Below are 14,042 nucleotides of genomic sequence, written 5' to 3' on the forward strand. Positions count from 1 at the left end.
TATTGCCGGTGGGGATTTTGGCAGGATAACTAGCGGCCACGGTAAAAGTCGCGGATTCGTCCCATACTTTCGTTCAGGTTTGCCAGTTGCTCTTCCACGGCGCCCTTGTTTTCCGCATTTACGGCGTCTTTGACTTGCTTAATAATCGAGCTTGTCCGTGTCACTTCCCCGAGAATGCCGATTTGCTCAAGGGCAGGTTTGCCTTGCTGCCAGACGCCTTCCAATTCTTTTGCTTTGGCGGCTGCTTTGCTCCAGTTTTTGTCTTCAACATAAAAACTGACGTTGCGGGCTGAATTGCCGATATTGATAACGTCCGCGACAGGGGATAGTTTATAAGATTTACCGATGTCGCTCACGCTGCCCATAAATTTGGTGAGGCTTTCGTAGGATGCGGTAATTTGCCTGCCAGCCACCGCTCGCGTAAGTTTATCCATGGCTTCGTCGCCTTCTTTAACTCCCTTTTTTTCACCTACGACCGTTTTGGTCTGCTGCCAAAGAGCCTGAAGATTGTTTAGACCAGCTTCGGCCTGCTCCCAGTCTGCCTTATTGATCCCCTCAAACACCACGCCTGCCGTAGCTTCCAAATCATAGAGCTCGGCCGGGGCCGACCAAAAACGCTCGACCAACGGTGGATTGGGCTTGGACTCCACCGGTTTTCCTGTCGGCCCGACTTCCGGCTTAGGCGCCGGCGCCGATAGTCCGCAGCCGCTGCAAAATATGGCTACCGCAAGCACCGCGCACGCGGCAGATTTAATCATTTGCGCCAAAGTCTCCCCCTCCTTTATTTAATATCTTTTGCCCCCCATAGCGGATTTATTCCCGCCGTTTCGTCGGCCGGCTGCGGTTCTATCCTTTGCGCTTTAAAACATTTTCCAGTATAATTGGAGAGGAGCATTATCTTTTCCGAAAATCCCGAATGGGAGGATGCTGACCGTGTTAGGTTTTGACGCAGATATGATTTTTCGTATACCTGCACTGCTCGCGACTATCACCGTACATGAATACGCGCATGCCCGCGCAGCCGTCGCTTTAGGCGACCCGACGCCTCGGTTCATGGGCAGGTTAACCCTGAATCCTGTCGCTCATCTTGACCCCATTGGGCTTTTAATGCTATGGCTGTTTAAATTCGGCTGGGCCAAGCCCGTGCCGGTCAATCCCTATAATTTTCGTGACGGACGAATGGGAATGTTGATCGTTTCGTTGGCCGGACCGTTTGCCAATATTCTTTTCGCTTTCGTCACGGCGCTGACGACAGGTCTTTTGGCCAAATTAGGTTTGCTGGGTGGCGATTGGGTACAAATCCTGCGCCTTACCTATATTTATAATATCATTTTTGCTATATTCAATCTAATACCTTTACCACCGCTTGACGGGTCAAAAGTACTGGCCAGTTTGCTGCCCGGACGGCAGGCCTATGCCTTTGAACGCCTGGAAGCTTATGGTCCTTTTATCTTAATGGCGCTGGTATATATTGGTTTTATCGGGACAATCACGCATCCTCTGGAAATCGCGTTGTCCCGTTTCATAAACACTATCGTGATGTGGCTTTTGTAGACAGAGGAGGGCAATTTCATGAAAAAAGGACGTATTTTCAGTGGGATGCAGCCATCAGGAAAGTTTCATTTGGGCAACTATCTTGGCGCTTTGGAAAACTGGGTGCGGCTCCAACATGATTATGAATGCTTTTTTTGTATCGTAGACTGGCATGCCTTAACTTCATCTTACGAAGATACCAGCAGGCTGCCGGAGCATATTCATGATATGGCGCTGGATTGGCTAAGCGGCGGTCTTGACCCGGAAAAAAACGTGATTTTTGTGCAGTCGCACGTTAAGGAACATGCCGAGCTGCATCTTTTGCTTTCGATGATTACACCCCTGTCCTGGTTGGAACGCGTTCCTACCTACAAGGACAAGCTTCAGCAATTAGGCGCCCAGGGGAAGGAGATTAATACTTACGGGTTTTTGGGCTATCCTGAACTTATGACGGCTGATATTATTTTGTATAAGGCTGATACCGTGCCTGTCGGCGAAGACCAGCTACCGCATTTGGAACTTTGCCGAGAGATTGTCCGCCGCTTCAATTATTTGTACGGGGAAGTGTTCCCCGAGCCTCAGGCTAAACTCAGTCAAGCGCCGCTGCTGCCCGGCATCGACGGTCGCAAAATGAGTAAATCATATGGCAATGAAATCCCCTTCGCCGCCAGTCCGGAAGATCTTCGTGCGCGGGTTCGTCTCATGGTGACCGATCCACAGCGGGTAAAGAAAACCGACCCTGGCAATCCGGACGTATGCACCGTTCATACTTTCCATAAAATTTTCAGTCGTGATGAACTGGATGAAATAGTTATGTCATGCCGAAACGCCGCTATCGGGTGCGTAGACTGCAAGAAACGGCTTGCTGAGCGCATGGTAGCCGCGCTTGCCGATATTCACGTTCGGCGGGCGGAACTAGAGGCCAATCCTGGCCGGGTTCGCGAAATTTTAGCCTATGGCGCCGAGCGGGCCCGGCAGGTAGCGGCTGCTACGATGGCGGAAGTGCGGCGGGTAATGCATCTCAGCTAGGTATGTCAGAATACAAGATTAAACTTGAGGTTTTTGAAGGACCGCTAGCTTTGCTGCTGCACCTGATTGAAAAAGACCAGATAGATATCTATGATATTCCTATCGCTCAAGTCACTGAACAGTATATTGCTTATCTAAAAGCATGGGAAGAGTTTAATCTTGATATTGCCAGCGAGTTTTTAGTAATGGCGGCTACACTATTGCAGATTAAATCTCGGATGCTGCTACCCCGGCCTCCTGCAGCAGTGGAAACGGCCGAGGAGGAAGATCCCCGGCAGGAACTGGTAGAAAAATTGGTCGAGTACCGCAAGTTTAAGCAGCTTGCCACATTACTGCAGAGTTTGGCGGAAAAACGGCTACAGTATTTTACCCGTCCGCCGCAGGAGTTTTACGTGGCGCCGCCGCTCCCGCAGGGGCTCAAACTCGATGATCTTATTATGGCCTTTGCCGCCGTATTGGAGAGCGCCGTTGATAATTATGCACTCGTTGCCCGCGATGAAATTAGCGTGCAGGATAAGATGTATGATATTATTCATCTATTGCATAAAACGGGGCGGATCGAATTTTGGCAAACCATAACGCGGACAGGTTCCCGCAGCGAAGTTGTGGCCGCCCTACTGGCAGTATTGGAGCTGCTTAGGCTAAAACGGGTCACCGTATACCAGGATAGGTGTTTTGGTCCCATTTTTATTGCCTTGAGGGAGTGACGAAAAAATTTTTTACCAACATCTCAAAGGGCATGTAGAGGCGCTGTTGTTTGCCAGCGGCGACCCCCTGCCGATTGCCAGGCTCGCGCAAATCCTGGAGATACCGGAAGAACATGTCGCTTTGTTATTGGAAGAGCTGGCACAGGATATGGCCAGCGCTGAGCGTGGCTTGACGGTTGTTCAGGTAGCTGGCGGTTATCAGTTATGCACTAAACCGGAAATGGCCGAATTTGTTTCCCGCTTGGCCCATGTCCAGGAGGGACGGTTGTCCGTGGCGGCTATGGAAACATTGGCAATCATTGCCTTTAAACAGCCCATCACCAAGCAAGAGGTAGAAGCAATCAGAGGGGTTAAAATCGACAAGGTACTCAATAATTTAGTTGAAAGACGGCTAGTACGAGAGATAGGGCGGAAAGAAACTATTGGCCGCCCGATCCTGTATGGTACTACCGACGAATTTTTGAAATGTTTCGGTCTTAAAAGTATTGAAGAATTGTTGACACTGGCCGCCAATCTGCCTGAGCCGGCTTTGGAAAAGCAGCCCTGAATGGGCTGCTTTTTCCGTATATACCAAGTAACTTCTGCCCTATACTATACTGTCAGAAAAAAGGGGGGGGGAGCATGCACAAAGAGCTTTTGGTTCTTTGGGCCGGCATAGTGCTGGCCTATATGCTTTCCCGCGTAAACATATATATATCCCTGACTTACCGGCGTCAGGATAGCGACGACCATATTATTGTCGATGTCTTTCTTCTGCGTAAGCTCATTAACTATACCATCACTATCCCCGTTATAAAAACTATCGACCGTACTGGTATAGTTTGGCCGGTATCGGAAATTGAGACAGCTAACGGCGATGTTCATACACACGCTGAGCGTGAGCGACGCTTTATTCAGAATCTATGGTACATCTATTTGCACTATCCGCGCAAATTCCGGCGAATGCTCCGCCAGTTTCGCTTATTTATGCGGCTGTATAAAACCTTCGCCAGGAAAGTACTGGCATCCTTATACTGTGAGCGGCTTTATTGGAAGACTACTTTTGGTTCGGAAGATGCTGCTGTTACCGGTGTCACCGTCGGTGCACTATGGGCTGTTAAAGGCTTAGCCTATCACGCCGTGCGGCAGCGGGTAAAGTTTTCTAAGCGCCCTGAATTTGCCGTTGTGCCTGTCTTTGGCCGGCAGCGTTTCGAGGTGGAATTTCAGTGTATATTCAGGTTGCGAGTTGGCAATGTTATTACTGCCACATACAGTCTTTTCAAATCCAAACGCAAGGGGGCGGTAGGCAGTGGCTGAACATCCTATTCAGGGTTTAATGAAGACTGCCATGGAAAGCATCAAAGAAATGGTTGACGTTAATACCATTGTTGGCGACGCGGTCGAAACACCGGATGGCACGGTAATCATACCCATTTCTCGCGTGTCCTTCGGGTTTGCCGCCGGCGGCGGAGGCGGCAATTTCCCGGAAGAAGAAGGTGACGACATGCTCAGCGGCTTCGGTGGCGGCAGCGGCGCCGGGGTAAGTGTCAGGCCGGTAGGCTTTTTGGTTTGTTCGCCGCAAAATGGCGTGCGGTTTATTCCGATTGATGGTAACGTCATTTATGACCGCTTGCTTGACCTGGTACCGCAAGTGCTTAACAAATTGCAAAGTATGATTAAAAAGGACGGCAACAGCAAAGATAATATGGATGAATTGGCGGAGACGGCCGAAACCCAGGCAGACGCTCATTGACCCTACATAGTACAAAAACCGCACACATTAATGTGCGGTTTTTTACATATGCTTATATATAAACTATTTTCCGGCTATTGAGTCAAGTTTGTCCTTGATTTGGTGAGCGTGCAACCCTTCGGCTTCTGCGAAGTGTCTGAACATCTTGGATACTTCCGGATCATTTATTTGCTCGGCAAAGGTTTGATAGTCGCGTACCAATTCCTGCTTCTGGGCGAGCGTGGTTTTGAGTGCGGTTTTTACGTCAATTGTTTCTACTGTCACTACCAATCACCTCCCTTAATATTTTATCATTAGTATGTCCGGTTGTCGGCCGAACATGTATGGCTGCTTTGACGGACGGGAAAAACAAATATATAATAATGAATGTGTTTTGTAAACTATAATATAAGCGAGGTTCATCTATGCTGCGAAGAGGTTTGATTCCGTGGCTGATTGCGCTACTGGTATTACCGAATACGGGGTGGAGTGCGCCGCTTGACCTGACGGCTAAATCGGCTATTGTTATTGAAGCCTCTACCGGAAAGGTGCTGTATGCGAAAGACGCAGAAACAAAGCGATATCCTGCCAGTACTACCAAAATGATGACACTGATTGTAGCGCTAGAGCACGGTAATTTGAACGATATTGTTACAACCAGCGCCAATGCGGCTAGTACCGAAGGCTCGTCCCTGTGGCTAGCGCCGGGTGAACAGCTAAAACTTTTGGATATGCTTTACGGCGTTATGCTCGTATCCGGCAACGACGCCACCGTGGCGGTAGCTGAGCATATTTCCGGCTCTGTTGAAAGGTTTGCCAGACTTATGACCGAAAAGGCGCACGCTATCGGTGCCACAAACACCAATTTTACTAACTCGAGTGGATTGCCTGACCCGAATCACTATACCACGGCTCACGATTTGGCCAAGATCGCCGCCTATGGTTTTAAAAACCCTATTTTTGCCGAGATTGTTAGTACGAAGCACAAAGTCATTCCTTGGCCGGGCAAGGATCATGACCGTGACTTATATAATGAAAATAAAATGCTATGGCTGTATGACGGCGCGAACGGTGTAAAGACAGGATATACCGAGGCGGCAGGTCCGTGCCTTGTGTCTGGCGCCAAGCGCAACAACATCCAGCTTATCGCCGTTGTTCTAGACAGTGAACGCATGTGGGAAGAATCTATGGCTCTGCTAGATTACGGCTTTAAACAAATAAAGCCAATGGTGCTATTTAATCAGGGAGATATTATCAAGACGGTCAGGGTGAATAACGGGAAGCAGGAGACGGTGCGGTTAGTGACAAAAGCCAGTAGCGTAGTGCCTGTTTCAGGAGACGACAAAGACCAGTTCCGGACGGTGGTCGAAGCGCCCGCTAAACTGGAAGCGCCTGTTGTTGATGGTCAGAAGGTGGGCGTGGTAAAGACTTTTTACCAGGATAAAGAGATTGCGGCTGTTGACCTGGTCGCAGCTGATTCGGTCGAAAGAAAATCCTTTTTTAGCTCTCTCTGGGGTTCGCTCTGGAGTTTCTTCACGTTTGTCATTCGCAATTTAGCCTGACGCTTTGTGCGTCCAGGCTTTTTTTGTTCTAGCCGATAGTGCTTCCTCATAGTTTCTAAGGGGGTGGTTACTAGTGATTAACTTCATTTGGATGTTTTTAATCGTAGCAGGAATTATCTGCGCAGCGGTAAACGGGCGCATCGAAATGGTAACGAAAAGCGCAATCAGTGCCGCCGAGGACGCTGTTGAGTTGGCTTTCAAATTGATTGGCGTGATGTGCCTATGGCTAGGGGTTTTAAAAATTGCCGAACAGGCAGGAATTGTGCGTTTTTTTGCGCAACTGCTCAGCCCGGTAATCCGCGTATTGTTTCCGAGTGTGCCCCGTAACCACCCGGCAATGGGCGCTATCGTCATGACGGTCAGCGCCAATATGCTGGGGCTGGGTAACGCTGTTACTCCTTTTGGCATTAAGGCTATGCAAGAGCTGCAAAAACTTAATCCGAACAATGAAACCGCTTCTCCGGCAATGTGCACACTCCTTGCCCTGTGCACTACAGGCTTTACATTAGTACCGGCAACAATTATCGCTCTCCGTTCAGCGGCTGGCTCGCCAAATCCGGCGGAAATTGTCGGTGCTACTTTAATGGTAAGTTTGTTGGCTACCTGTGTGGCCGTCGTTGCCGACCGGGTGTGCCGCTGGTTGTTTATAGGCAGAGGAGGCAAGTAGATGTTTGTTGAGGTAAGCGAACAGTTATCCTTATGGATAATTCCGCTGTTGCTACTAGCTGTTCCCTTGGTTGGTTATCTTCGGCGAGTAAGCGTTTACGAAGCCTTTGTCGAAGGAGCCGCCGACGGTTTTCATACGGCAGTGCGTATTATGCCTTTTTTAGTAGCCATGATGGTGGCTATTAACATTTTTCGAACCTCCGGAGCAATGGATATATTTATTTCGTTTTTACAGCCACTATTAATTTTGCTCGGCGTACCGCCCGATCTTGTTCCACTGGCGGTCATGCGCCCGCTTTCGGGAAGCGGCGCTCTGGGGTTAACTACGGAAATCCTGAATACGTTCGGGCCCGACTCACTGGTAGGGCGTATTGCATCTACCGCTTTGGCAAGTACGGATACAACTTTTTATATCTTAACCGTATATTTTGGCGCTGTAGGTATTCGCAATCCGCGCTATTCGGTTTTTGTCGGCTTACTTGGTGATTTAGTGGGATTTTTTGGATCAGTATATATCTGTAAACAACTTTTTGGTCAGTAATTTATCGGACTGGTGTGACATTTTGTTGCCAGTCCGTTTTTTTTATAGGAGTGGCACTTAGGAGGTAGGAGAATACACTGTACTGTGATAAGCAAGAAGGAGGGAAGTCCATGGTTAAAGTAATTGTGGTCGGTGGTGGATGGGCGGGGAGCGCCGCTGCTCTGGCAGCCGCAAAGGCGGGCGCACAGGTCATGCTGTTGGAACGAACCGACCTCTTATTAGGCACCGGACTGGTAGGCGGCATTTTTCGCAATAACGGACGCTATACCGCTGCCGAAGAGGCGATTGCCATGGGGGGCGGCGACCTCTTTATAGCGATGGATGCCAATACCAGGCACAAAGGGGTGGCTTTTCCCGGCCATAATCATGCCTCGTTGTACGATGTTACCACCATGGAACCTTTGGTTAAAAAAGTTTTGCAAAACTACGGTATTGAGGTGCGGACCAAAAGCCGCGTAACCGATGTGGTTAAATGCGGTAAGAAACTTCAGGCCGTAACGCTCGATAACGGTGAAATTATTAAAGGTGATGTTTTCGTGGATGCCACCGGTTCGGCTGGGCCGATGGGCAACTGTTTGAAATATGGCAATGGATGCGCCATGTGTATTCTGCGTTGTCCTTCGTTCGGCCCGCGCGTAAGTGTAACGGCCAAGGCCGATGTGAAGGAACTCATGGGGCAAAAGGCAGACGGCTCGTTCGGCGCTCTAAGCGGGTCGTGTAAGATTAACAAGGATTCGCTGAGCCAAGAATTACGTGACCGGCTTAACCGCGAAGGGGTAGCCGTGCTGCCCGTACCGCCAAGGTTAGTCAAGAACGGCAGCTTGGGTAAGAAAGCCTGCAGTCAGTACGCGATTGCCGATTATGCGGCAAACCTGGTTTTGCTCGACACCGGCCACGCCAAGCTAATGACGTCGTTTTTCCCGCTTGAAGACCTTAGGGCCATCCCTGGCTTAGAAGCGGCTCGTTACGAGGACCCGTACGCCGGCGGCGTCGGCAACTCGGTGCGGTATTTAGGAATCGCCCCTTGTGATAATTCGCTCAAGGTAGATGGCGTTGACAACCTTTTTTGCGGCGGGGAAAAGTCAGGCATCCTGGTCGGTCATACGGAAGCAATTGTTACAGGGCTACTCGCCGGCCATAATGCGGTCCGTTGCTGTCTCGATATGCAATACCTGGAACTGCCGCGCGAATTGGCTACCGGTGATTTCATCGCTTTTGTGCATGAGCGTATGCACCAGCCGGACGGCATGAAAATGCGTTACACTTTTTCCGGTTCGGTTTATTTCGAACGAATGAAACAGCTTGCCTTGTACTCCGTAAATCGGGCGGAAATTTCCGCACGAGTAGCTAAAGCCGGTCTGTTGGATGTTTATAATCGTTGTCTGGTATAGGAGGGCGAAGGTATGAATAAGTTGGCCGTTCGGTGTATAGATATCAATTCGGACTATTGTCCGTGCCTGCTGGCCGAGACAAACCATTGCGTTTTTTGCAGTCATCTCCAAGGCAGGGAGGTGTGCGACTGTGATTGGACAGGAGTTTGTATTCTGTACGAAAAACGTTGGCAATCGCCAAAACCGCGCTGGCGAGGCGAGGAAACGCCTGTACGCATCGAGGTGGAAACTAACCTCTCACGGAAAGAACTGGTGGCCGAAAATACATACCTTATTGAATTCGGCATAACGGACGAACTTGCGCGGCAATTGGACCGTCCTGGTTCCTTTGTCTTTCTGCGGCTGCCGGAAGATCCGCCGTTTTTTCACTTTCCCGTCGGCGTCATGAAGATTTCCGACCGGCAGGTGCAGGTCGTGGTTGAAACCGTCGGACCAAAGTCGGCGCGGCTAATCAGTAGTAAAACCGGGCGGATTTTCGTGAGAGGACCTTATTTTAACGGCCTTTTCGGTCAACCATGGATTGACAATTTACAAAATGGTAAAATATTATTAATAGCCGGCGGTATGGGCCAACCGCCAGCCGTGCCGGTGGCCCGTAAACTTGTTCAGGGCGGCAACGTTGTTACCGCCGTTATCGCTCCCGGGAAGACGGGAAAGGTCTTTATTGACGAGGAATTAGTGGCGATGGGCGTAGACGTGCAGGTTGTGCCTTCGCTCAGGCAAGTTGGTCTGCCGCTTGTGCGCGGTATGTTGGCCAATCCGGATAAACGGCCCGATTTAATTGTCAGCACCGGCCCCGATGACCAACACTACGGCGTTATAGCCGCCATGCAGACTACGGGAGTTAACATTCCCATGGCAGCAACGAATAACGCTACAATGTGCTGCGGTGAAGGGATTTGCGGCAGTTGCGCCAAGAAAACCCGCAGTGGTCGGATCATTAAGACATGTAAAGTGCAGACTGATTTTATCGATCTTATTCACGAAAATTAAAACGCAACTAAAAGGAGTAACTATGTCCGAACGATTGCAAAAAATCCTTAGTCAGGCCGGTATTGCCTCCCGGCGCGCAGCAGAAAAACTCATTCTTGACGGCCGCGTAGCCGTAAACGGTAAGATAGTCACCGAACTGGGCGCAAAGGTAGAGTGGCCCCGCGACCGTGTTACCGTTGACGGTAAGCCGATTACCGCCGAAAAGCTCGTCTACATCCTTCTCAATAAACCTAAAGGCGTAATTACCAGCCTTAAGGACCCCCGCGGCCGCAAAACTGTTATTGATCTTCTCCGTGACGTTCCTGAACGGGTATATCCGGTAGGTCGGCTGGACTATAATACCGAGGGATTATTACTATTGACGAACGACGGGCTTCTTACTCACGCCCTTACTCATCCCAGCCATGAAATTAAAAAGACATATGTTGCCAAGATTGCCGGCTTGCCGACAGAGGAGCAGCTTGACCGGCTACGGGTGGGTATTAAGCTTTCCGACGGCATGACAGCCCCAGCTGCTATCCGGCTGTTAAATTTCGACCCGTTGAAACAAGAGGCAACGGTTGAAATTATCATTCATGAAGGGCGAAATCGCCAGGTAAGGCGGATGTTTGAAGCCATTGGGCATCCAGTTAAGAACCTTAAGCGGACTAAGTACGCTTTCCTCACTTTGACGGGGCTAAAAAGAGGAGAGTATCGGTATTTGACTCCTGACGAAGTCGCAGCGCTAAAAAAATTGGCGCAAGGATAGATAAAATTCTCCCCTTATTTCTGCAGAATAAGGGGGTTTTTTGCGTCGAACCCTTTGTGTTCTAATGTTAGGGTATTCTCCCTAACCTGCCGCAGCTTTGCGCCCAGATTGGGCTAAACGTAATTCGTAAATTGGTCTGAGTCAATTGACAAGTCGCATCGGGGGGAAAGCCTGGAGAATAAGGATGGGGGACTTGTTTATAATATAGGCAAAATATAGAAACAAGGAGTGCTGTTAGTGAGAAACAACGGTCAGAGGCTTTGGCGATGGGAGTCTCACCTTGTCCGTTTGGCCGTGGGTTGTCTGTTCTTGCTCATCCTCTCGCAGGCGCTGATGTTAAAAGAAGGCCCCCGTTTATTATTGTCGCGGGTTGATCGCTACGAGGGTGAAACTATTTCCGGTCAAATACCCCTTTACGCCGCCGGTCCGTTGACGGTGGCCGAAAAAACGGTGGCTACTAATCGTATTCGCTCTTTACGGGAGAGTAAAGTCTTAGTAATTCGCATGCTGAAACCAGTCAAAGGTGATGGCGCTTTTGTTATCGTGAACGGGGAGCGGGTAGGGGATTTTCGGCGCGGTGATGTTAAAGTCACGGTTTATGAAGGCGATTATGTGGAGATTGATGTTAGCGAAGTAAATGAACAGGCACGGTTTGTTGTCAACGTTCCGAGCAGTGACCTTGTTTCGCCTATAGATGGCATCGTATTAGAAGGTGCTCGCACATACTTGCCGGTCGGTAAAGTAAAATTTAAACCTTAATCTGCGCGTATTAGGTTTTGGGGATGGAGGAATTTAGCGTTCTGACAGGAATATATCTATAAAGTCGCGGAGGACAATGAAATCATGATTATTATAATGAACAGACCTACTGATAGGCAGATTGAGCGGATTATGGCTAAGCTTGCGCAAAAGGGCATAGAAACATATCAGCTAAAAAGCGGCGGAAAAACCATCATTGCCGTTACCGACCATACTGCCGTTGAACATGCCGAATTATTCGAGCGTATGCCAGGGGTCGAAAAAGTAGTCGCTGTTTCCAAACCTTTCAAATTGGCCAGCCGCGAATTTCGCCGTGAAGACACGCAAGTGGCGGTTAAGAATGTGATTTTTGGCGCGAAAGAAATTCCCGTTATTGCCGGTCCTTGTGCAGTTGAGAGCTATGAGCAGCTTCACCAAACTGCTATCGCTGTAAAACAAGCGGGGGCCCGGATGTTACGCGGCGGAGCTTACAAACCACGCACTTCACCCTACAGTTTTCAAGGACTTGAAAAGGAAGGGTTGGAAATTCTTCAGGCCGTGGGGCGTGAGACCGGCTTACCGGTAATTACGGAAGTGACGGATACCAGGGCGGTAGAACTGGTCGCTGACTATGCCGACATGTTGCAAATTGGCGCCCGCAATATGCAAAACTTTGCTCTGCTTAAAGAAGTGGCCCAGATAAAGAAGCCGGTATTGTTAAAACGGGGCGTTTCAGCTACGGTAGAGGAATGGCTTATGGCTGCCGAATATATCATGGTCGGGGGCAATGAAGCGGTGGTTCTTTGCGAACGGGGCATTCGCAGTTTTGAGACTTACACCCGTAATACCTTGGATTTAAGCGTTGTACCGCTGATTAAACATTTAAGCCATTTCCCTATTATTGTTGATCCGAGCCATGGAACAGGAAAGTGGCGTCTTGTTGGGCCGATGGCGAAAGCTGCCGTTGCGGCGGGGGCGGATGGGCTGCTGATAGAAGTGCACCCCTGGCCGGAAGATGCTTTATCTGATGGTCCCCAGTCGCTCACGCCGGCAAATTTTAACCAGCTTATGCAGGAATTGGCCGACATTGCCCAAGCAGTCGGACGAAATATTTAGCGGCAGCATAACAAGAGGCCGATCAAACACTGGAGGAACATATGCGAAAACTAGTTATTGCCATTGATGGCCCGGCTGGAGCGGGCAAGAGTACCGTCGCGCAGATTGTGGCCGAGCGTCTTGAATATACTTATATTGATACCGGAGCTATGTACCGGGCGGTGACATTATTTGCTTTGCGAAAGAATATTTCTGTTTGCGACGTTGAGGCCGTCAGCCGTCTGGCCCAGGAAAGTGAGATCACGCTTGCGTATGAGAAAGGAAAAACGCGGGTGTATCTTAACGGGGAAGATGTCTCCGAGGCTATCCAGATGCCGGAGGTTTCGCGAATGGTGTCGCATGTGGCCCTAATTCCCGCCGTGCGCCAGGCTATGCTTAACTTGCAGCGGCAAATGGCGGCGCAGGGGGGAGTGGTTATGGATGGCCGGGATATTGGCACACAGGTTTTACCTGATGCCGACATCAAGGTTTTCCTCACGGCGTCGATTGAGGAACGGGCCAAAAGGCGGTGGCAGGAGCTTACCAGCAAAGGTATTGCTATTAACCTTGAACAGCTAAAAGAGGAAATCGCCTGCCGCGATCGAATGGACTGCGAGCGAGAAACGGCGCCGCTGGTCAAAGCGCCGGACGCGGTACTAATTGATACCACCGGGCTTACCATTGAGGAGGCCGTTCAGGAAATTTTGAAATTGTGCGAGGAGCGGAGAAAATTTGTATAGCTTTTTGCGCTGGCTGCTCAGGTTGTTTTTTCGCCTTGTTTTTCGGTGGAAGGTGACGGGAACAGCGAATATTCCCCGGGAAGGTGGTGTTATTATTGCCGCTAACCATGTTAGCCTGTGGGATCCACCCGTGATTGGCTGCGCCATGGATCGCCGGATCTCATTTATGGCCAAGGAAGAGCTGTTTGCGATCCCGGTGTTTAACTGGATCATTACCAAGCTTGGCGCTTTTCCGGTACGCCGCGGCGCGGCTGACCGCAACGCTATACGCACGGCAGTAGCCGTATTGGAAGCAGGCGGTGTTCTGGGCGTTTTTCCGGAAGGAACCAGGAGCCGGACAGGTAAACTGGGCGCCGCCGAGCCGGGAGTTGCGCTGCTTGCCCTCAAAACCGGCGCTCCGATTGTGCCTTGCGCTGTTTTGGGCACGAATAAAGTGTTGCGGCAAGGACAATGGTTGCCCCGATTTGAAGTGCGTTTCGGCAAGCCGCTGCAGGTGATAAAAGGCCGAGCCGACAAAGAGGCTGTCGATCGCCTTACTACAACAATCATGGGGGAAATTCGCGAATTGCTGGCAGAGGAGTGACTACC

At 50.1% G+C, this 14,042-nt stretch carries 18 protein-coding genes; 16 read left to right on the forward strand and 2 right to left on the reverse strand.

The features are described from left to right. Positions 1-29: 29 nt before the first annotated feature. Positions 30-758 carry a hypothetical protein gene (locus BLQ99_RS04700; protein WP_093688734.1) on the reverse strand — a complete coding sequence of 243 codons (729 nt, stop codon included), beginning with the start codon at positions 756-758 and terminating at the stop codon, positions 30-32. 175 nt (positions 759-933) lie between these two features. On the opposite strand from BLQ99_RS04700, the gene BLQ99_RS04705 reads away from it, so the two are divergent. From BLQ99_RS04705 to ytfJ, 6 genes are all read left to right on the forward strand, one after another. After that, positions 934-1,554, forward strand: coding sequence for a site-2 protease family protein (locus BLQ99_RS04705; RefSeq protein WP_093688628.1), 621 nt, complete (start codon positions 934-936; stop codon positions 1,552-1,554). 18 nt (positions 1,555-1,572) lie between these two features. Further along, positions 1,573-2,562 (forward strand): tryptophan--tRNA ligase, encoded by a 990-nt coding sequence (gene trpS, locus BLQ99_RS04710; RefSeq protein WP_093688630.1) that lies wholly within the window; start codon positions 1,573-1,575, stop codon positions 2,560-2,562. Between the two features lie 50 nt (positions 2,563-2,612). Further along, the gene (locus tag BLQ99_RS04715) at positions 2,613-3,269 is read left to right on the forward strand and encodes a segregation and condensation protein A (RefSeq protein WP_425440869.1); all 657 of its coding nucleotides are present in this window, start codon (positions 2,613-2,615) and stop codon (positions 3,267-3,269) included. 7 nt (positions 3,270-3,276) lie between these two features. Beyond that, positions 3,277-3,816, forward strand: a complete 540-nt coding sequence (scpB, locus tag BLQ99_RS04720; RefSeq protein ID WP_093688634.1) for an SMC-Scp complex subunit ScpB — start codon at positions 3,277-3,279, stop codon at positions 3,814-3,816. Between the two features lie 74 nt (positions 3,817-3,890). Further along, on the forward strand, positions 3,891-4,565 hold the full coding sequence (locus BLQ99_RS04725) for a DUF2953 domain-containing protein (RefSeq protein WP_093688636.1): 675 nt from the start codon (positions 3,891-3,893) through the stop codon (positions 4,563-4,565). Beyond that, positions 4,558-5,001, forward strand: coding sequence for a GerW family sporulation protein (gene ytfJ / locus BLQ99_RS04730; protein WP_093688638.1), 444 nt, complete (start codon positions 4,558-4,560; stop codon positions 4,999-5,001). Before BLQ99_RS04725 ends, ytfJ begins: the two co-directional genes overlap by 8 nt. Positions 5,002-5,064: 63 nt before the next feature. On the opposite strand, the gene BLQ99_RS04735 is transcribed toward ytfJ, so the two are convergent. Continuing rightward, complete coding sequence (locus BLQ99_RS04735) at positions 5,065-5,265, reverse strand: ferritin family protein (protein WP_093688640.1); 201 nt, start codon at positions 5,263-5,265, stop codon at positions 5,065-5,067. Between the two features lie 140 nt (positions 5,266-5,405). Between BLQ99_RS04735 and BLQ99_RS04740 the strand changes: the two genes are divergently transcribed. From BLQ99_RS04740 to BLQ99_RS04785, 10 genes are all read left to right on the forward strand, one after another. Continuing rightward, on the forward strand, positions 5,406-6,542 hold the full coding sequence (locus BLQ99_RS04740; protein ID WP_093688642.1) for a D-alanyl-D-alanine carboxypeptidase family protein: 1,137 nt from the start codon (positions 5,406-5,408) through the stop codon (positions 6,540-6,542). Positions 6,543-6,615: 73 nt separating this feature from the next. Beyond that, entirely contained in the window at positions 6,616-7,209 is a 594-nt protein-coding gene (locus BLQ99_RS04745; protein WP_093688644.1) for a nucleoside recognition domain-containing protein, read from the forward strand. Next, positions 7,210-7,749: a spore maturation protein gene (locus BLQ99_RS04750; RefSeq protein WP_093688646.1), complete on the forward strand. Its 540-nt coding sequence runs from the start codon at positions 7,210-7,212 to the stop codon at positions 7,747-7,749. Between the two features lie 110 nt (positions 7,750-7,859). Continuing rightward, on the forward strand, positions 7,860-9,140 hold the full coding sequence (locus BLQ99_RS04755) for an FAD-dependent oxidoreductase (protein WP_093688648.1): 1,281 nt from the start codon (positions 7,860-7,862) through the stop codon (positions 9,138-9,140). Positions 9,141-9,152: 12 nt separating this feature from the next. Further along, complete coding sequence (locus BLQ99_RS04760) at positions 9,153-10,133, forward strand: hypothetical protein (RefSeq protein WP_093688650.1); 981 nt, start codon at positions 9,153-9,155, stop codon at positions 10,131-10,133. A 22-nt stretch (positions 10,134-10,155) separates the two neighbouring features. Continuing rightward, positions 10,156-10,881 carry a pseudouridine synthase gene (locus BLQ99_RS04765; protein WP_093688652.1) on the forward strand — a complete coding sequence of 242 codons (726 nt, stop codon included), beginning with the start codon at positions 10,156-10,158 and terminating at the stop codon, positions 10,879-10,881. Positions 10,882-11,118: 237 nt separating this feature from the next. Further along, positions 11,119-11,640, forward strand: coding sequence for a cupin domain-containing protein (locus tag BLQ99_RS04770; RefSeq protein WP_143005864.1), 522 nt, complete (start codon positions 11,119-11,121; stop codon positions 11,638-11,640). A gap of 84 nt (positions 11,641-11,724) precedes the next feature. After that, positions 11,725-12,735, forward strand: coding sequence for a 3-deoxy-7-phosphoheptulonate synthase (aroF, locus tag BLQ99_RS04775; protein ID WP_093688656.1), 1,011 nt, complete (start codon positions 11,725-11,727; stop codon positions 12,733-12,735). Positions 12,736-12,776: 41 nt separating this feature from the next. Beyond that, positions 12,777-13,454 (forward strand): (d)CMP kinase, encoded by a 678-nt coding sequence (gene cmk, locus BLQ99_RS04780; protein WP_093688658.1) that lies wholly within the window; start codon positions 12,777-12,779, stop codon positions 13,452-13,454. Further along, positions 13,447-14,037 (forward strand): lysophospholipid acyltransferase family protein, encoded by a 591-nt coding sequence (locus BLQ99_RS04785; protein WP_093688660.1) that lies wholly within the window; start codon positions 13,447-13,449, stop codon positions 14,035-14,037. Before cmk ends, BLQ99_RS04785 begins: the two co-directional genes overlap by 8 nt. Positions 14,038-14,042 lie beyond the last annotated feature (5 nt).

The organism is Sporolituus thermophilus DSM 23256, assembly GCF_900102435.1.
GTDB classification, from domain to species: Bacteria; Bacillota; Negativicutes; order Sporomusales; family Thermosinaceae; genus Thermosinus; species Thermosinus thermophilus.

Bases quoted from the DNA above. Each gene is read 5' to 3' on its own strand.
- BLQ99_RS04700 (WP_093688734.1), bottom strand. From the start codon at position 758: ATGATTAAATCTGCCGCGTGCGCGGTGCTTGCGGTAGCCATATTTTGC.
- trpS (WP_093688630.1), top strand. From the start codon at position 1,573: ATGAAAAAAGGACGTATTTTCAGTGGGATGCAGCCATCAGGAAAGTTT.
- BLQ99_RS04725 (WP_093688636.1), top strand. From the start codon at position 3,891: ATGCACAAAGAGCTTTTGGTTCTTTGGGCCGGCATAGTGCTGGCCTAT.
- BLQ99_RS04740 (WP_093688642.1), top strand. From the start codon at position 5,406: ATGCTGCGAAGAGGTTTGATTCCGTGGCTGATTGCGCTACTGGTATTA.
- BLQ99_RS04750 (WP_093688646.1), top strand. From the start codon at position 7,210: ATGTTTGTTGAGGTAAGCGAACAGTTATCCTTATGGATAATTCCGCTG.
- BLQ99_RS04755 (WP_093688648.1), top strand. From the start codon at position 7,860: ATGGTTAAAGTAATTGTGGTCGGTGGTGGATGGGCGGGGAGCGCCGCT.
- BLQ99_RS04760 (WP_093688650.1), top strand. From the start codon at position 9,153: ATGAATAAGTTGGCCGTTCGGTGTATAGATATCAATTCGGACTATTGT.
- BLQ99_RS04765 (WP_093688652.1), top strand. From the start codon at position 10,156: ATGTCCGAACGATTGCAAAAAATCCTTAGTCAGGCCGGTATTGCCTCC.
- aroF (WP_093688656.1), top strand. From the start codon at position 11,725: ATGATTATTATAATGAACAGACCTACTGATAGGCAGATTGAGCGGATT.
- cmk (WP_093688658.1), top strand. From the start codon at position 12,777: ATGCGAAAACTAGTTATTGCCATTGATGGCCCGGCTGGAGCGGGCAAG.